This is a genomic window from Ignavibacteriota bacterium, from assembly GCA_016212665.1.
Taxonomy (GTDB): Bacteria; Bacteroidota; Ignavibacteria; order UBA10030; family SZUA-254; genus FW602-bin19.
Genome location: JACREZ010000004.1, coordinates 80,957 through 101,799, shown reverse-complemented (window position 1 = coordinate 101,799; position 20,843 = coordinate 80,957). Strand labels below are relative to the sequence as shown.

Sequence of the window (20,843 nt, the reverse complement as noted above, 5' to 3'; positions counted from 1 at the left end):
TTACTTTTTCCCCTCAAGAATTTCCATGAGTGCGGCGCGTGCTTTTTCTGTCCCGATTTGACCGAGAGCATTCACTGCCGCAGTTTTCACTTTTTTACTTCCGTCTTTTTTCACAGCATCAACCAGATAGGGAACAGCGTCGTCGCTTTCAGTCCCTGCAAGTGCATAAATTGCCGCAACCTGAAGTTCCGTATCGGTTTCTTCTTTCAATATTGTCCCGAGCAGACTGATGGATGCATCATCATCCTCGTTTCCGATTTGATAGAGAGCCGCTTTTTTAACCTCCGAGGATTTCGCTTTCTTGATGATATTGCGAAGCGTCTCTTTAACTTTGTTTCCATGTACATTGCCGAGCGCATACACAGCGGCTTTGGCGACCTGTTCGTTGGATTGCTCTGTGGCGATAGTGAAGAGATATTCAGCCGCAGAAGGATCGTCAGTATTTCCCATACTATAGATTGCCGCTTCCTGAACTTGGTTATCTTTGCCGTTCATGATAATGTCTTTTAATACTTTTCCTGCTTCGGCTCCATCCATATTTCCGATTGCATAGACGGCGGCTTTCCGAAGTTCCGGCTCATCATCACCCAATGCGACTTCCTTAAGCGTTCCAAGCGATGCCTCATCATCACGGTCGCCGAACGCATACAATGCGGCAGAACGGACTTCCGTATGCTTTGCTTCTTTGAGAATATTCCTGAGTTCCTTCGTTGCCTCACTGCTTGAATTATTATTCAGCGCATACGTCGCCGCTTTGGCAAGCTCCTTGTCCGTTTCGGTACGTGCAATTTCGCCAAGGAAAGAAACGATATCGTTTTGGTTTCTGTCTCCGAGAGCATAAAGCGCGGCGGTGCGAACCTCGGAATGTTTTGCTTCTTTCAAAATTCGTTTGAGTTCTTTCGTTGCGTTGTCATGAGAATTATTATTGAGCGCATATGTTGCCGCTTTAGCAAGCTCTTTGTTTTTCTCTGTGCGTGCAAGTTCTCCGAGAAATGCTACAACATCGTTCAACTCGTTATCGCCGATTGCATAGAGCGCGGCTTTCCGGACTTCCGCATCATTATCTGATTTGATGATTTGCATCAGCAGGTTCGATGCAGTTTTATTGTCTTTGTTCGAGAGTGCATACACCGCGTCGCGACGGACTTTGATACTTTTATCTTTTGCAACAATCTCGCTCAGTTTTTTTGTTGCTTCCTCCGAATCGAAATCGCCGAGGATATAGACAATTTTGCTGTGGATATTCTCGCTCGATGTCTTATCATACAGCGAACTAATCGTCTCGAACGCTTTCTCGTCGCCGATATCGCGCAAAGCGTGGAGCGCCGCAAGTTTGATGTCGTCATCATTTTCGCTTTGCAAATCGTCAATCATTGTTTCGTATTCCGGTTTGCCTGCCCGGACGAGCGACGCTCCGATGCGAACCATATTTCCTTTTGCATCATCAACCCACTTGCTCTTCGGAAATGCTTTGATGAAATTCTGATAGCACTTGAACACTTCTTCTGGATTCTCTCCCGATTTCTCTTTCACATAGCATTGCCAGTAGCGAGCGCTTGTCACTGATTTGCTTTTCGGATATTCTTTGACGAATGCATCCAAGGCTTTTTTCGCGCTTTCCCATTGTTCTTCAAGAACGAAACCGTATGCTTTCTCGTACGCTTTCGAGTCGGTGTCTTGGGCGAATGACTGAAAACTCGAAAGAATTAATAATATCAACAGTAATGTCATTCCGAATTTATTTCGGAATCTAATTACGTGTTTGAAAAGATGCTGAAATAAATTCAGCATGACGTGAGTGGGATGTGTGTGAGCTTTACTGAGATTCATAGTGAGTTCCTTTCTTACAAACTTTTATGTTCTTTCGTTAATGATTTCTTTTGTGATTGCTTGCTCTTCATCGCACGCATTTCTTCCATATTGATTTTTAGCAGAATCGCTTTCTCGTCAACACCTTTTTTAACAAGTTCGATTGCCGGCAAATCGCTTTGCTCTTCGATGTTGGCAAGTTGAAGCAGAATTACTTCCAACTCATCAATCAATTGTTTGATGCGTTGTTGGTCCGGCTCGATAAGTCTTGGTTTCAAATCGGCGGCTTCGTGGAGAAGCGAGCGGGATATTTTCTGCTGTCGCGAAAAACTTAATGAAGCATCATCTTCCGAATTGATGAGACCGAGAAGCATGACTTTTGAACGGTCTAAGTAGGACTGAGCGGCTAGCCTTGTTAGTTGATTAGTTTCCGGTTTCCTGTTTCCGGTTTCCGGAATGGAATTTTGATTTTTGATTTCCTTGCCCGCCTGTGGCGGGTGAAATTGCTGATTGCTGATTACAGTATCAACGGTTGTGTTTTGTTCGAGGTTGACTGTTGTCGGTTGACTGTTGACGGTTTCCTGGTTACTGAAAATGTATTTTCCTAAATACAATCCGACAGCAAGCAGAAGTGTTGCGGCGATGCCGTATGACCATGCGGGTTGCCATGCAAAACGAAGGGGGAGAATGTTCCGCTTCTCTTGTTTCACTTCGGATTCTTTTTGTATCGAAGCGTCCAATGTGTTCCAGTAATTTTTCCAGTATGCTTCGTCCGGCTCTGTTCGCGTTCGTTGACTCATCACTTGTAATGTTGATTCAAGTTTCCGGTACGCGGCGGAACATGGTGCGCATGAGTTCAGATGCGATTTCAGTTCCGATAGTTGTTCTTTCGGGAGTTCGTCGTACAATGCTTCAACGAACAGTTCCTGATAGTGTTCACATTGTTTCATAGTTATTCTATTCCTAATTCTTCCCGATATATCGAAAGTTCACTCTGTAATCGTCTGATGGCGCGGAAGAGTAACGTCTTCACTGAGCCGAGAGAAATTTCCAACATGTCGGCAATTTCTTTCAAAGGGAGGTCGTGGTAATGCCGGAGTGTGAAGACGATTTTTTCACGCGGCGTTAATTGTTCAAGCGCTCGTTCAATATCTTTTTGAATGAGACTCGCTTCTGCTGATTGTTCGGGCGTGACGGAAGTACTGCGCGGCTCAACGGGAATTGAGTTCTCGTCATCGTCTGTTAAATGAGTTGGCTTGAACATGGTTAGCGATTTTTTACTTCGATGGTCGTAACACGTGTTGACCGTGATACGATAGAGCCACGTCCCGAACTTCGAGTCGCCGCGAAAATTGTGGAGCGACTTGTACGCTTTCAGGAAAACATCCTGCGACACATCTTGGGCATCGAGATGGTTACCGGATAAATCATAAGCAAGGCGATAGATTTTCACCTGATATCGTTCGACTAACTGCCGAAAGGCGTTCATATTGCCGTTCCGGGTTTGTTCGACGAGGGTTTGTTCGTCAATCACGTGGTTTCATTGTTTCAATCGTTAAGACGATGGGATGAGGGGAAAGGTTGACAAATAGGAATCAAACATTGACGAAATCTCAAAAAATTGTTTTTGTCGTCATGCCGAATTTATTTCGGCATCTGTTCTATCATACGTGTTTTAGATTCCGACATACGTCGGAATGACATATTTCTTTGATAGCGTTCATAAACATTATGATTCAGAAAGCACGTCATAAATTGTTCTCAACAACCGTTCCGCGGTGTAGGGCTTTGGCAGGAATGCTTTCACGGTTCCGGTTACTTCCGAGGCGAGTATGTCGTGCGAGACTAATCCGCTTGTGATGATGATTTTAACGTTCGGATTTATTTCCGTCAGGATTTTGATTGTCGCCGTTCCGTCGCGGGATGGCATCATCATATCAGTCAGCACGATGGTGATGTTGTTTTGGTGTTCGCGGTATTTTGCTTCCGCTTCGATGCCGTCGTTAGCAATCACCACTTTGTAGCCGAATGTTTCCAGTGTTCCTTTTGTGACCTGACGAATTGCCGCTTCATCATCAACCACGAGAAGTAATTCTCCGTTGCCGGCGGGAAGATTGACATGCGATGGTTCCGAAGTCTTCCCATCAGTTTTCTTACTTGCGGGAATATAAATTTTGAACGAAGTGCCTTTGTTCAATTCGCTGTACACGTTGATGAAGCCGCCATGTTCTTTCACAATTCCGTTCACTGTGGAAAGTCCCAAGCCCGTTCCTTTTCCGATTCCCTTTGTCGTGAAGAACGGCTCGAATATTTTTTCCATGACTTCCTGTGTCATTCCCGTTCCCGTATCTGAGACGGCGAAGACAACATACTTTCCTTGCTTCGCCTGAGGATGCAATTTGACATACGTTTCATCCAGCAAAATATTTTCAAGCGAGAGCGAAAGTGTACCGCCGTCAGGCATCGCGTCGCGGGCATTTACACAGAGATTCATCAACACCTGATGAAGATGTGTGGCATCTCCGGCAACTGTCCAGAGTTCACTTTGAATATTTGTTTTTAATGTGATTGATTTCGGGAACGTTTCGTTGATGATAGATTGAATTTCTTTCAGCAGATGTTTCGGTTGTAGTTCATCCTGTTTTCCTTCAACGCCGCGGGCGAACGTCAATACTTGCTTCACGATGTCTGAGCCGCGCTTCGCGCTTGTTTCGAGCGTATCCAACATCCGGTTGCTCGATTCATCAACAAACTTTCTTTTCAGAATTTGCACTGCCATTAAAATCGGAGCGAGGACATTATTCAAATCGTGAGCGATACCGCTCGCAAGCGTACCGAGACTTTCGAGGCGTTGCGTACGGAGAAATTGCATCTGCAATTTTACTTTTTCGGTGATGTCTGTGTTGATGAGCAGGATGGATTTGGGAAATCCTTCGCGGTCTTTCAACAGCGTCCATCGGCTATCAACAATAACGCCTTTTCCGGTCTTTGTAACTTGTTGTAACTCGCCCGTCCATTCGCCTTTGTCGAGAACTGTTCTCAGCGCATCTACGATTTCGGGAGAATATTCCTTGTACAAAATTTCGTTGACATTCTTCTCCTGAATTTCTTCCTTCTTCCATCCGTAAATTAATTCAGCGCTTTTGTTCCAATACGAAATTCTTCCTTCGAGGTCACACACGGCGATTGCGTCATGCGCATTCTCGATGAGCGCCGCCTGATTCTTGATTTGTTCCTCCGAGCGAATCCGCTCGCTCAAATCCGTAAACACACCGATGGTGCCGACGAACACTCCGTTTTCAAACAACGGGCTTCCGCCAATGAGCAAGCTGATTCGTGAGCCATCTTTGCGGATGACTTGCATTTCGTAGTGGTCAACAGCGCCTTCTTTTCTCCGTTCCTGCGCGGCACGTGCAATATGTTTCAGGTTTGATGGAACCAAGTCAGACCAGCGTTTTCCGAGGAGTTCCTGAGGTTCATACCCGAGCAACGTTGCCAATGCAGGGTTGACGTACGTGATGCGCTCTCTTTCATCATCAACAAGAACACCCTCTGCCATTGTTTGAACAACGTTTTCGTTGAACTCTTTCAACTTGCGAAGGGATTCGTTGCTCTCGCGGAGTTCCGCCGTTCGTTCAAGGACGCGCTGTTCCAACAGGTCGCGGGATTTTTGCAATTCATCAGTCCGGTGTTGCAATTCATCGGTTCGTTGTTTGACAACCGCTTCAAGGTTCTTCTTTTGTGAATGAATACTTCTCACGCGCAACCGGTACGAGCCATAGACAAATCCAACAATGAATATACCACCAAGAATTCTAAACCATATGGTTTTGTAAAACGGAGGCGCTATGATAATGCTGATGGAACTTCCTGTTTCGTTCCACACGCCGTCGTTGTTCGAGCCTTTGAATCGGAACGTGTAGGTTCCCGGGTCAAGGTTGGTGTAACTTGCATAGCGGCGAGAGCCGGAAGAAATCCAATCCGGGTCGAAACCTTCCATCATGTATGCGTAATGATTTTTTTGTGGCGCTGTATAATCAAGCGCGGCAAACTCTATAGAGAAGAAATTATCATTGTGTGTTAGTTGAACTTCTTTCACCAACGGAATTGTTTCATCGAACATAATCGGCTTATCGAATTTCATAAACGAAGATAAGACAACGGGAGGAATGTATTGATTGTCTTTGATTGCTTTCGGGAAAAAACTGTTCATGCCATTAATGCCGCCGAAGAACATTTCGCCCGCACGGGTTTTGCAATACGAACCACGGATAAATTCGTTACTTTGCAATCCGTCGGTGAAGTCATACACACGCGCGTTCCACGTTGTCGGATTGAATTTTGTCAAGCCGCCAATGGTGCTTATCCAGAGATTGCCGTCATCATCTTCCAGAATTCCGTTCACCCGGTTGTTGGAAAGCCCGTCTTTCTCCGTGAAGAATTTGAATGTCCGGGTTGATTTATCATACAAATTCAAGCCGCCGCTGTACGTTCCTATCCATAAAAAATTCTTGTTCAATTTTGATTCGTACAACACGGTGACTGTTCTGTTGTTCAAGCCAATGGGGTTTGCTGGGCTGAACATGAATCGCTCGAACTCGTTTGACTCGCGGAGAAATTTATTCAAACCACCGACAGCAGTTCCAATCCACAATTCGCCATCGGTATCTTCCAGCAATGCCCACACATTATCCGAACTGATGCTTTTGGGGTTGGAAGCATCGAACGTGTAATGATTAATTTTCTTGCTCGATTGTTCATAACTGAATAATCCCGATTCGGTCGCAATCCACATCAAGCCATGGTTGTCCTGAAGAAGCGCATTGATTTGTAACGGTGTTCCCGAAGGAATTTTTTCTTCAAGATTTTTCATTCGCGTGAATGAACCTGTTTTTTTATTTAAGATGTTCAATCCGTTTCGCGTTCCAATCCACAGAGTTCCGTCGTACTCTTCCATGATTGCTGTGATTGCATCATCACTGATGGAGTTGCTGCTTGCCGGATTATGAGTGAAGTACTCCACCGTTTCATGCTTGCGGTCGAAGCGATTCAACCCGTTGTCCTGAGTTCCTACCCAGAGAATACCGTCTCTTTCTTCATAGAGTGCAGAGACTGCATTGCTATTCAAACCGTACGATGCCAACGGGTCATGCCGGTAAAGATTGAACTTGAGTTTTTTCCTGCTGAACTTGTTGATGCCTCCGCCGTACGTTCCGAGCCACAGCGTTGCCGAACGGTCTTCAAACACAAAACTGACATCGTTGTGGCTGAGACTTTTTTCGTCGTATGGATTATGCCTGACGAGTCGAAAGCGGTTTGTTTTTTTATCATACACATTGAGTTCACGCTCAGAGTTGATAATCCAGAGGAGCCCGAACGAGTCTTCATAGAGAGAGGTGATATTATTTCCGCTGATGCTGTATGGCTGATTGTGAACGTGCGAGAAGCGAGTGAATGTTGAAGTGGCTTCATCCAATCTTGCCAAACCTTCCGTTGTTCCGACCCAGATGGTATTTTCATGGTCGAGCAGTACCACATTGATGACGTTTCCGATTAAACTATTCGGGTCGTGCGGGTAGTGTTTGTAGGAAGTAAATTTTTTCGTTTTGATTTCGAATTTGTTCAAGCCGGATTTTGTGCCGAGCCATAGATTACCGCTCTTGTCTTCGATGATGCTTGTAATGACCGGGTTGCTTAAACTCAGATGGTAACTTGAAAATTGGTCGTTCGTCCGGTCGTATTTTTTTACTCCATGATTCGTGCCGAACCAGATAAACCCCGACTTGTCTTCATAGATGACGGTTACGATGTTACTTCCTGCAACAGCGGAATCTTTTCCGATATTTTGATAATGTGTGAACGTTCCGGTGGTGAGGTCAAGTTTATCAAGACCGACATTTGTGCCGAGCCACATTTGATTGTTCTTATCGTGATGCAACGCCGTGACGATGTTTCCGCTTAAACTGTTTTTGTTTTTTGGGTCATGCGTGTAATAGATGAACTTTCCGAGATTCCTATCAAATTTGTTGATGCCGCCGATACCGAGAATTGTCCAGATGTTTCCGTCTTTGTCTTCGTATAATCGTGTGAGAAAATTTCCCGCTAATGAAGAGACATCCTGCGGGTCGTGGCGATACACAGTAAAGTTGTAGCCATCGTACATGTTCAAACCATCCTGCGTGCTGAACCACATGAAGCCGTAGCGGTCCTGAAGAATCCATTGGATGTTGCTTTGGGAAAGTCCCTGTTCGAGCGAGAGCCGGTCGAAGTTGAGGTTGTCAATTTGCGCGGTGAGCGAGAGCGAGGTAAGGAGAGACAACACAAGTGGTAGCAACGCACGGTGGAAACGATTGTGCATCGCAAATGAATGATAATAAGAGTTGAATGGACGTAGCCGGTTTTTCATATTTCTACACAGACCAAAGTGATTGTGTTGTCGGGTTGATTGATTGTACGGAATTTTTGTTGTTATGGCAATTTGCGGACAAAGGATATACGGCAATGTGTATCAAATGTTCATGTATCCAATAACAGAGTTAATTTTTTCGCGAAAATTATTGCCTTTCTCAAAAAGAATTCTTACCATACACACAATTCAACAGGCAGTAGATTCTCAAACGGACTGTTGACCATTCGGTAGAGCAATGAAAAAAGAGTTAGTTCATTTCTTTATCGGAACGATAAGCACACAAAATTAACAATGTATTCATAAAGTAGGAAGGTTACTCAGATGAAGGTAGCGAGAGTTTTCTTAACGGTTATAGTGTTATTATCATTTTTTGTTCTTCAAACAGCGCTTGCACAAAGCAAGGCGAGCGATTCTCTTCGATGGTCGAATGTGAAGTCCAACCCGTATGCAGGTAACGTTGTTCAGTCAATGGTTCGTACCATGCAAACAGTTCCGGTCAGGACAACGTTGCGTACTACAACAACAGTGAACGGAAGCGTTTCTGTTTATCCGAATATTCAAATCCATCCAAGTACGATTACCACGCAGAGTGAGATCAGTGTTGCAATGCACCCGGAGAATCCGGCGAAACTTTTCGTCGGTTCGAACGCTGTTCATTACACTACTTCGTTCGGGAGCCAGGGCTGGTACTACACAACCGATGAAGGTCAAACATGGAGCGGGAGCGATACACTTCCAACGCATAACGACCCGAATGATTTTCTTGCAGATCCTTCGGTTGCTATCGGGAGCGACGGGACATTATTTTTTAACGCATTACTTATAGATGACAGGTATAGGAACTTTGCATTCGTAACCCGTTCCACTGATGAAGGAGGTACATGGTCTCAGGTATTGATTCCGGGTTCGGAAGGAGAGGATGATAAAAATCATATGACTGTTGATAATTCTCCGAACAGTCCGTACCTCAACAATATTTATACAGCATTCACAGATTTTCGGCAAAATTCTTACCCGGTAGTTTTTTCCCGGTCAACGAATTCGGGAAAATCATTTTCTCCCAGAACTGTTATCAGTGATTCTGTAGGAACATTCTTAGCGCAGGGTGTCAATCTTGCCGTCGGAATCAATGGCGAAGTGTATGCCGCATGGTCAGGATACGATACATGGCCCCCCACGACCTCGAATTTAGGTTTTGCAAAATCTACAAATGGAGGAGAGACGTGGGAGAGTTCGCGAAGTATTGCAACGGTCAATGATTTGCGCGGGTACTTAAGAAAAGGAAATGAGAGCATCCGCGTCTCAAGTTTCCCATCAATTGCTGTTGATTACAGCAACGGTTCCCGACGAGGATGGATGTACATCGTTTATGCGGATAAACAATCTTCGCAGCCGGACATTATGTTGATTCGCTCAACTGACGGAGGTGATACGTGGAGTACACCGAAGCGAGTGAACACCGATAATACAAATCTTGACCAATGGATGCCGTGGATTGCAGTTGATAAAGCAACGGGCGTTTTGTTTGTAACCTATTACGACAGCAGAAATTTTCCCGCGAACGATTCTGCGGAAGTGTTTGTCTCTTTTTCGGTTGACGGAGGAGAATCGTTTGATGATGTGTTGGTGAGCGACGTCCCGTTTCTGCCTGCTTCGATTGATGGTCTGGCAGGTGGATACATGGGGGACTACATCGGAATTGTTGCGGCGAACGGAACTGCGTGGCCTTGCTGGAATGATAACAGAACAGGAATTCATCAGGTATACACGGCGAAGGTACAACTGTTCGATATGCAAATGACAAAGAGGATTCACATTGATAAAGATTCATTATTGTTTGATGATGTTTTTGTCGGGATGCAGGAAACGTTGCACGTGAGCATCAGTAATATCGGTTTGCACGACACACTGGAAGTGACCGATATATCTTCTACCCATGGAAAGTTTCAACCACTCAGTACATCATTCTCTATTCCGCCGCTTCAGGGTGAACAACTTTCCGTTCTGTTTTCCCAAGCGGATTCACAACAAGTTTATGAGGGCGAGTTGTTGATTTCCAGCAACGATTCACTCCAGCCGGTCCTACATTTACCGATGAAAGCAAGAAGTATCTTGCCGCCCGAAATACATATCGCCCCGCTTTCGTTCGATTATGATTTGCAGGGAGGAGATAGCGTTGAGACGGAAATGATGATTCGAAATTCCGGAAATGGTACGTTGCAGTTTGAATTGAACATTGAATCCGGAACTACATCGAACGTGAAAATGATAGCAAGTTATAAAGAGCAAATCATGGAACGGAATGAAGATTTCTCGATGAATAAACGTACGATGAGACAATCATCGAGAGAGGAGAGCAGGAAATTATCCGACTACAATCTGAACGGTGTCTCAATCCTTTTTGATGCGTACCATTCATACGCCGATACCTATTATGTTCCTCTCTTGGTGAAAGATTTGAAGAATGCCGGTGCGGAAATATCGATAATGACTTCGGGCGCTTACGATTATGATGTTCTGAAACAGTATTCAATGCTCTTCATCCTTGAAGCAAATTATTATCTCCCCGAACATGAAGTCGAAGAACTGAAACGCTATTTACAGAGCGGCGGTGGATTAGTGATTATCGGTGATGATTATCCTGATATCTCTTCCGACTGGACTTCGTTTGCAGGAATTACAGCAGAGAGAGGAGGTTACTCCGGAGTTACTTCAGATATAACGCCGCATGAAGTTACCAATAATGTTGAGCAACTCTATTTCGGTTCAGTTTTATCTGTTCTTGATGTTATAAGTCCTGCGACTTCTCTTGTACGATTGAGTGGAGAATCAATTGTCGCTGCATCGCAATACGGTAGTGGGAAGATTGTGTTTATTACTGACGATGATATCCTGGGTACTTACACACTTTATGATAATTCCGTCTTGCTGATGAATTCATTTCAATGGGCAGGAACTGAAACATGGCTTATCTTGTCGCAACAGAATGGCGAGGTGAGTCCACACGATAGTTTACCGGTGAGTATTAAAATTCATACGAAGGACTTGCTTGGTGGAACATACAACAGAATGCTTGTCGCATCAAGCAATGACCCGCAACAGCCGGAAGTGCGTACCCCCGTCAACATTCGTGTGCATGGCGTTCCTGATATGATTGTGAATGATGAGGTTCAGTTCGGGAAAGCGTATGTTGGTTATCCCAAAACGGTGAACTTCAGTATTGTAAACGATGGAACAGATTCACTCCTGATTTCAACCATTGCAAGTGATAACAGTGAATTTACGGTTCTTCAGCCGACTCCTTTTTCGGTTCAGTCGCTCTCTTCCATCGAGATGCAACTGCAATTCATTCCAACTCAGGAAGGAAATCGTACCGGGCAAATAATTATCTCGAGCAATGACCCGGATACGCCGTTCGATACGGTGAATGTTTTTGGAGTTGGAAACAATCCGCCGCACATCGAAGTGAACCCGAATTCACTCTCTTACGAACTGAACGTTGGCGATTCCATTGGAACTACTCTTCAGGTCACGAATTCGGGAAGCGATACGTTATCATTCACTCTCGGTACGGGCTTAGTACAAACTATGTACACTGCAACGCATCAAAACAAAAACACGTTGCCGTGGTTTACCATTACGTTGCCTGAGAAAGAAACGCCCCCGGAACTCGTCCATCAAATACCTGATGCGGAGGAGAAAAGCAATCTCTTACCAACACTTGATTTACACGGAGTAAATATTCTCATTGACAGAGTTCATAGTTACTATGATACGTCATACTTTATGTTGTACTATTTCAGCAGGGATATGAAGGATGCGGGCGCAACGGTTTCGCTGATGACGGGAGGTGAATACACGTTCGAAGAACTTTCGAACTACGATTTTATCATCGTCGTGGAACCAAATACTGAACTGAGTATTTCGGAACGTGCAGCATTGCAACAGTACCTTGAATCCGGCGGAGGATTGTTCATCATTGGTGATGATTATCCTCAAATCACCAGCACTTGGACGGACTTTGCCGGCATAATTCCTCAGACAGGAGGATATTCCGGTATCACAGGTGACCTGACATACCATCCCGTAACACAGAATGTTGATACGCTTTCGTTCACTTCTGTCAACGCTACACTCACCGTTGAAGAACCTGCAATTTCACTTGCGCGAATTTCCGGTGAAACGGTTCTGGCAGTTTCTACCATTGGTGGAGGAAACATTGTCTTCAGTGTAGATGAAAGCACGTTATACAATTATTTTTCTTATGATAACAGAACGATGTTCCTCAACGCCGTTGAATGGCTTGCAGGTTCTGCATGGTTGAAGTACGACCCGATACTTGGAAAATTACTTCCTGATTCAAGTGCAACAATTCGGGTTTCTCTGAATGCTGAACATTTGCTGGATGGATTGTACAGAACAAAATTTGTATTTCAGAGCAACGACCCGGCAACTCCGGAACTTGCGGTTCCGCTCGATGTCACCGTTCACGGCGCACCGTCAATCGCCGTTCCCGAATCGCTTTTGTTTGAACCGACGTTTGTCAATTATTCAACAAGCACAATGCTTGAAATCCGAAGTAACGGAACCGATACGTTAATTATTTCTAATATTCAATCGGATAATCCTGATTTCAGTCCGTTCTTTGGTGGTCCAACATTTATTCCGCCTAATCAGAAAATATATTTCACAGTTAGTTTTCATTCACAGGCAGTCGGAGTTCAAACCGGAACATTATCTGTTTTCAGTAATGATGCGACAAACCCGGTTGTTACCGTCAGAGTGATTGGAGAAGCGATTGAACCTCCGCAGATGGAGGTGACGCCGACAGAGATAACATTATCGGTAACAGAAGGAGACAGCATCGCTTCTCAATTCTCGATTACTAACAATGGATTGGGGACCCTCGAATATCATCTCACCAGCGAAGCCCAGCCGGGAGTTGCGGCTTCACAGTTGGAAGAAAAAAATCAAGGGGAATTTTTTCAACAAAGTTTGACCGCATCATTCGATGCATCAAAAGATGGAACAACCTCGAATGAATTCCACGAGAATAATACACGTTCAGCTCCTTCAATTGATTTGATGGGAAAGAAGATTCTGTTCAGTCGGTATTACAATGGTTTTGATACATCGAGTTCTATTATTAAAACGCTCTTTCAGGATTTACGTGATGCTGGAGCGGAAGTTGTTGTAAAAGGGTTCTATCAACTATACTATGACTCGATTAAACAATACTCAACAATCATTCTTATAGAACCAAGTTCGAATTTATATAGCGACGAAAGGGATGATGTAGAGGAATACATCCGTCAAGGTGGTTCTCTGTTTGTTTGCGGTGATGACTATGTCAGTGCAATCTCAAGTTGGGTTTCATTTGCAAAAATGAATGTATATGAGGAACAGGTATCGGGAATTACTTCCGACATAAAACCACATCCGGTTACGTACGAAGTTGACACACTTATGTTTTCCGCTGCGTATGCAAGAATAAAGACTTCATCTTATTCTCGACCAATCGTCCGTTTGTTTGGTAAGACGTTAGCAGCAGTCGGTACGTATGGCGAAGGAAAAATTGTCTGCATCACCGATGATAATCTCCTCGCCGATTACGACCAGTACGATAACAGAACGTTTGTGTTGAATTCGTTTGCATGGTTAAGTTCTCCGGCATGGTTGGATTATTCCCCCGATAGCGGAATTGTTCCGGCAAATAGTAGTGAGGCAATTACGTTGCGAGCAAATGCCAGCGCGCTCGGCGGAGGGAAATATAAAGCAACTATCAAGGTGACAAGCAACGACCCGTTGAACACCACTGAATATGTGGCGGTGAATTTTACCGTTATCGGCGCGCCGAATATTGTGTTGCTCACAAAGTCGGTGGATTTCGGGAACGTGTTCATCGGCTACCCCGATACGACGGAAATCGTTGTACGAAATTCCGGTTCAGTTCCGTTATCAATCACCAACATTGTTTCGAGTAACAGTAAATTTGTACCGCTTGATTCTGTCGCTTTTGAATTACCACCGAAGCATAGCGATACGCTTCGTGTCCGGTATTTTACGGAGGTTCTTGGAGTTGATACCGGGACCTTGAGTATTTCCAGCAACGATTCAACAGACCCGGTTGCTACTGTCGCGTTACGAGGCGTCGGAGTTTACCCTCCACATATCGAAGTAACTCCCGATTCATTGAGTTTTACGTTGAACTACGGAGATACAAGCAACGCGCCGTTTACATTGAAGAACACGGGTCTGGGCACGCTTGAGTTTGAAATTGAAACGAACACGGAAACATCACGTTTCCTCGGAATTGAGCCACAGAGCGAGCGAACACCGGACGAATTGCAGTCTGTTGTGCCGGTAAATCTTCAGGGGTTGAACATATTGTTCGATGCGTACCATAGCAGTTGGGATACAAGCACATCGGTGATAACAGAACTCGTTAGAGATTTACGGCAAGCCGGAGCGAATATCAATGTATTAAGAAATCGTTTTACTGCTGATACGCTTTCTCGGTATTCAGCAATTATGATTTTGAACCCGTATTATAGTCTTCAACCTAACGAAGTCACCGCGCTAACGGAGTTTGTACAACGCGGCGGACATGTTTTCATTTGCGGTGAGAATTACATAAGCAATTTAAATCAATGGACTTCCTATGCCGGGATTAATTTTGTAAGTCAGTATTTCTCCGGTGGAATAATAACAGACATCACCCCACACGAAGTAACAGCAAATGTTGATACACTGAGGATGTCCTATCTCTACGCATATATCACAAATTCGGGAGTTGCAACCTCGTTGGCAAGAATTTCGGGGAATACTCTGCTCGCTGTTTCTGAATATTACAAAGGGAGGGTTGTTGCAATATCATCTCCCAACGTGTTAAGTTATTATACTTACAACGATAACAAGCAAATGCTATTAAATTCATTCGGTTGGTTTGCGGGGAAAAATTGGCTGAGCGTTTTACCTGAGAAAGGAACCATTCCATCCAATACAAACAGGAATCTCACAGCAACTGTTCGCACCGCGTCGTTAGAGGGTGGAACATATAACGGTCAGATTCGTGTGAAGAGCAACGACCCAGAGCGGAAGACGGTTGAAGTTTCAGTTCGATTGCGAGTTATCGGTGTTCCGAATATCGCGCTCGCTCCGGTTTCATTAGATTTCGGAGATGGCTACATCGGGTTTGCAGATACGCTCTCGTTGACAATCTATAACCGTGGAACTGATTCGCTCAACATACAGAACATTCAATCGAGCAATCTCAGGTTTTCCGTTGCAGGTGAAGTTGCGTTCAAGATTCCTCCCAAACAAAAAAGAAATGTCGTCGTGCAGTTCACTCCGATTGCTACCGGTACTCAGACAGGAATGTTGACAGTTTCAAGCAACGACCCTGACTCGCCGCAACTGACAGTCCAAATAAGCGGGAGAGGAATTTATCCGCCGCATCTTTCCGTTTTCCCAACTTCACTTGATGTAATATTGAATGAGGGTGATAGTTTGGTAATACCTTTGACGTTTACTAATACCGGACTTGGGACTTTGAATTTCTCCATCAGCACTGAAGAGTTAGATACTTCGTCCTCTTTGTTGAGGTCGGTAGAAAATGCTTCCGGAGAAATGACGGAGGAAGAAAAAGAAAAGCAATTGCAACAAGTAAAGATATTTTCCTTAGAATCCTCATCCATTACTGCAACGTCCAAACCGCTGGCGGGAATGAAAGTCTTGTTTGACCGAGTACATACATATTACGACACAAGTGTCTCTCCGGTAAGAAATATAATAAGGGATATCAGGAATTTGGGCGCTACTATTTCGGTGCTTGCAAATCAAGGACTGAATTCTGATACCCTTGCTCAATACTCTATCTTATTAGTTTATGATCCAAATTATAATGAATTGACTTCGGAAGAAATTGAAATACTGAAGGAGTATGTCCAAAAAGGGGGAGGCCTCTTTGTTGTTACTGACTATAATGGTAGAAGCAATTTGTTGTGGACATTATTTTCAGGCATCACCACTGTTTTTAATAATAATAACTTCAGTGGATATGGAAATGAGATAACAAGCCATCCCTTGACTCAGAATGTTGATACATTATTTGTGTCCACCCGTATCTCGTTAAATATTTCTTCTCCTGCTATCTCTCTGGTGAGATTGGGTGGGCTTACTACAACTGCGGCTTCAGAATATGGTATGGGAAGAATTGTCTGCTTATCATCTCAAAACCCTATTGCAAACTATGATTATTATGACCACAAGACATTCATTCGGAACGCGTTCTCGTGGTTAGGTTCGATCCGGTGGCTTTCTGCAACTCCCGATACCGGGACAATTACTTCCGGGAACAGCATGATAATCAATGCGTTATTCCATGCTGAAGAGATTGACAGCGGAAAGTATTATGCTTCGCTCAATATTCAAAGCAATGACCCGGCATTAACACTTCGGAAAATTCCCGTACAACTCACCGTAAATCCGGCTCCTTCAATCGCTTTGAAAAACGATTCACTCGATTTTGAAGAAGGGTTTATCGGATACCCGGACACACTGTTGCTCGAAATTCAAAACAACGGTTCGGATACGCTCAGGGTTACATCAATCAATTCTAACCAAACTGAATTTTCCACAACGAATCAATCGGGGTTTGTTATTTCCCCTCATGGAAAATATCTTTTGCACACTACATTTATACCGACACAACCTGGCGCTGTACAGGGAATTTATACTTTGCTAACTAATGACCCAAGCGATTCTCTTGTCAATATCTTTGTGAGAGGAATAGGGGTGCATCCTCCGCATCTTCTGGTCTCAACAGATACTTTGCGTTTTGTTCTCAATAGCAGGGATAGTCTTCAACAGAACTTCCCGATAGAAAATAGCGGATTGGGCGGATTGAAGTTTGATATCAAACGAAAATATCAGACAACCAGATTCAACCAACGGAATGAAATTGTTGCTTCGGGCAATCTTTCCGGTATTAAGATATTGTTCGATAAATCGCGCAGTTCCGATACCAGTTCTTTTATTCAGTTCTTTTCTGATGTTCGCAATGTCGGTGCAGAAATAATTTCGATGAAAACGGGGCGGTTATCGTTCGATACGTTACTTCGTTATTCCCTCTATATGATTGTTAATCCATATATCAAGGCTTCACAACAGGATATCGAAACATTGAAACGATTCATGAATGCCGGGGGCGGAGTTTTCGTAGCGGGAAATAACAGTGAAATTGTATCATCGTGGACTGATTTTGCCGGAATGACGTCGGAGTACAGTTACAATTCAGGTATGACTTCTGAGATAACTTCACATGAGATTTCAGAAAATATTTCTTCAATTTACATCCAAAATCCGAACGTAGCGATACTTGTTCAACCACCGTCTCTTTCTATCGTCCGTCTTTCCGGAAAAACAATGGTTGCGGTATCCTCCTATGGCATAGGAAACATAGTTTGTATGTCCGATGCTGTAATTCGAAATCTGAATTCGTCAGCAGATAATAAAAAATTGGCATTGAATATCATCGAATGGACGGGCAAACCATCATGGATGAACGTTACTCCTTCATCAGGTATGGTTGCTTCAAACCAAACCCTCAATGCCGGTCTCAACGTTCGTTGCGGAGGATTATCGGGCGGGCTGTATGAAGGCTCGATTGTTCTCTCAAGTAACGACCCGGCACGAAAGAGCATTGTTATTCCGGCAACGTTGCAGGTGAAGAGTTCTCCGAAATTGGTGAGCAGTGTTTCTTCAATCGAGTTTGGTGAAGTCACATTCGGCTATTCCGACACAACGAGTTTTATCATAAGAAATGAAGGCTCTGATGATTTATTGGTAGGCAGCATGAGCATTGATAATACTGATTTCTCCATTGTGGGCGGAACAACCTTTACGGTTCCATCTTATAAAAGCAAAACAGTCTTTGTTGCTTTTCACCCGTCATCAATTGGGAATGCGAACGCTCATTTGCAAATTGTTTCGAATGATTCCGATAAGACGAATTTTCACATCAATGTTCAGGGCATCGGTGTCTTGCCAAGTCAGTTATCGGTTTCGCCTGATACACTATCGTTCTTGCTGAACAAGGGAGATAGAATTCGTTCGGCAATCACGGTAAATAATTCCGGCGCTGGTCTGTTACGATATGATGTCGAAGTTTTGCCCGGAAGCCCGTTTACAACTGAAGTAATTCAATCCGCAAGTGATACTACGAAAGGCAAAACAGAAACTCACATCGAACTGAATAGTGCTATCGTTGCAAAATGGATACCCGCTCCGGGAAATACAAGGGGTTTGACATGGTTGAATAATTCGTTATGGGCGGTCGTGGAGAACTTTGGTGGGTACAAATTGTATGAAATAGATACTTCTGATGGAACCATCGTGTCTCAATTTCCAATCTACGGTGGTACATATTTTGGCTTAACAACTGATGGAAAAGATTTGTTCATATGCAACCCGACCAATGAACAAATTAAACAATATACACCTACCGGTCTTTATGTCGGGTATATCTCGACGGGTTCGATTTCAGACGTTCATGGAATTGCGTGGGATGGAACGTATTTCTGGATTGTCGGAACAACCGCATCAAAGATCGTGAAGATGAATAAATCGGGGACAATCTTTCAAACGTTCTCAGTTCAACCCAATCAAATTTCTTTGCCTGAAGATATGGAGTGGGTGGGGAGTAAAACAAACGGAAAATTATGGATGGCGGATGCTGGTTCGGAGATGGATATCAATGAAATTTCCATTGGTTCATCGTCGTTTCAAATAACGCGGGAACTTCCATTCCCGATTCGTTCAGGAGTACCGAAAGGAGTTGCCTATGATGGAAAATATCTCTGGCTCTCTGGATACAATTCGACCTACATTTACGCAATTGATGAAAAGAAAATCGGGATGCCGTGGCTTTCTGTTTCTGAAGATACGGGAACTGTTCTTCCTGCGTCTTCCGATTCGTTTCATATTGAAATCAATACAACGGAATTGCTATGTGGAAATTCTGTCTTCGCTCAAATAATACTAAACAGTAACGACCCGGTTCATCCGCGTGTAATTGTTCCGGTGAAAGTTCAGGTATTGAGTGAATCAAACGTTACTGCATCAAAGGATACATTGAATTTTGATGAAACATTTGTTGGTTACAAAGATACAGTGAGTTTCTTTCTCTCCAACCCCGGATGTGATACGCTGAGAGTTCAAACAATCGCGCCTGCTGATTCGGTGTTTTATGTTCTCACATCAACACCGTTACAAATACCTCCCGCAGGAAGCAAAACGATTTCAGTTATGTTCAAACCGTACGAGAGTAAACGTTATTATGCTTCATTACAAATTGTCAGTAGTGACCCGCGAACACCGGTACTTGAAATTCCGATGCGAGCAACATCCTTGTTTCCGCCGATTGTCAGTGTTAGCCACGATTCAATTGTGGCATTGTTGCCCACTGATTCGACGACTTCAGTAGCATTTTCAATCAATAATCAAGGTGCAAGTCCGTTGAGATTTACACTCAAAGAAGGATTTGATAACACACTTACCTCTGCTAATCTCATCGGAGATACGACATTATTCGCCGCGGGACAGGATGGAAAGGTGCGCGGCAATATCTTCTACATCTATAAAAACATCCTGCTGAGAGAATTCAAATGTTATCTTGATATTACGTATGCGACAGGGATGAGGTTCGTCGTATATTCCGCGACATCAAGCAACGGAGTCTTTACAAAGATAAAAGAAATTACTATTCCGAACAGCGGAACCGGAAGAAAGTTTTATTCTTCCGGGGCGATGGAAGTCCCGCTTGAGAAGAATAAATATTATTTTATTGGAGTCGCGTATATCGGGACAATAAAACTTGCATATAAAAGTGTAACTCTGCCGATGGATGTACAATTCGGAAGTCTTGTCTCCGCGGCAACAATTAATAAGTTCCCTCCGCCGGATACCGTTACGCCAAGTACTTCATCCATTTTTCTGTGGACTCAATCGCTGGCAGTAGGGACGAGGATTTTTGCATCGTTTGTTCCTGAAAGTGGTGTGGTTGAAGCGGGGAATGTGGAAATGATTACTGCGACAATTCAAACTCCTGATGATACAGGAAGGTATCGAAGCAGTATTCTTGTTTCAAGCAACGATCCTGCTACGCCGGTAAAACTCATTCCTGTCCGGGTAGATGTTGTTTTGGATGTTACGGAAGAAGGTACAGTTATACCGAAGCAATTCGCTTTGCATCAGTCATATCCAAATCCGTTCAACCCGACAACAACGGTTCGGTTCGATGTGCCGAACGAAGAAGTGGTCGTGATAAAAATTTTCAATGTGCTTGGACAAGAAGTTGCAACATTGCTGAACGAACGAATGACACCCGGAAGTTACAAACTCCGTTGGGATGCCTCGAATTACCCGACCGGTTTGTACATGGTTCGGATGCAAGCGGGTGATATTTCGTCAGGCTCGGGACAGGTTTTTTCTGATGTGAAACGGATGTTACTTGTGAAATAGCACTGTAGAAATCTAATTACCCTAAACAGCCTTCGATGATAGTACCGTAATATCGAAGGCTGTTCTGTTTGATAGAGGATAACTCAAGGCGGGAGTTGTTTGT

At 43.9% G+C, this 20,843-nt stretch carries 5 protein-coding genes; 1 reads left to right on the top strand and 4 read right to left on the bottom strand.

The genetic code is table 11. The annotated features are described in order from the left end of the window. The 4 genes from HY960_01460 to HY960_01445 form a co-directional block, all read right to left on the bottom strand. The gene (locus HY960_01460) at positions 1-1,830 is read right to left on the bottom strand and encodes a HEAT repeat domain-containing protein (protein MBI5214399.1); all 1,830 of its coding nucleotides are present in this window, start codon (positions 1,828-1,830) and stop codon (positions 1-3) included. A 14-nt stretch (positions 1,831-1,844) separates the two neighbouring features. Beyond that, the gene (locus HY960_01455; GenBank protein MBI5214398.1) at positions 1,845-2,759 is read right to left on the bottom strand and encodes a zf-HC2 domain-containing protein; all 915 of its coding nucleotides are present in this window, start codon (positions 2,757-2,759) and stop codon (positions 1,845-1,847) included. Between the two features lie 2 nt (positions 2,760-2,761). Next, complete coding sequence (locus HY960_01450) at positions 2,762-3,343, bottom strand: sigma-70 family RNA polymerase sigma factor (GenBank protein ID MBI5214397.1); 582 nt, start codon at positions 3,341-3,343, stop codon at positions 2,762-2,764. A 195-nt stretch (positions 3,344-3,538) separates the two neighbouring features. Then, entirely contained in the window at positions 3,539-8,167 is a 4,629-nt protein-coding gene (locus tag HY960_01445; GenBank protein MBI5214396.1) for a PAS domain S-box protein, read from the bottom strand. A 372-nt stretch (positions 8,168-8,539) separates the two neighbouring features. On the opposite strand from HY960_01445, the gene HY960_01440 reads away from it, so the two are divergent. Beyond that, the gene (locus tag HY960_01440; GenBank protein ID MBI5214395.1) at positions 8,540-20,740 is read left to right on the top strand and encodes a choice-of-anchor D domain-containing protein; all 12,201 of its coding nucleotides are present in this window, start codon (positions 8,540-8,542) and stop codon (positions 20,738-20,740) included. The last annotated feature ends 103 nt before the right edge of the window (positions 20,741-20,843 follow it).

Coding starts and splice junctions, on each gene's coding strand:
- HY960_01460 (MBI5214399.1), bottom strand. CDS start 1,830: ATGAATCTCAGTAAAGCTCACACACATCCCACTCACGTCATGCTGAAT.
- HY960_01455 (MBI5214398.1), bottom strand. CDS start 2,759: ATGAAACAATGTGAACACTATCAGGAACTGTTCGTTGAAGCATTGTAC.
- HY960_01445 (MBI5214396.1), bottom strand. CDS start 8,167: ATGCACAATCGTTTCCACCGTGCGTTGCTACCACTTGTGTTGTCTCTC.
- HY960_01440 (MBI5214395.1), top strand. CDS start 8,540: ATGAAGGTAGCGAGAGTTTTCTTAACGGTTATAGTGTTATTATCATTT.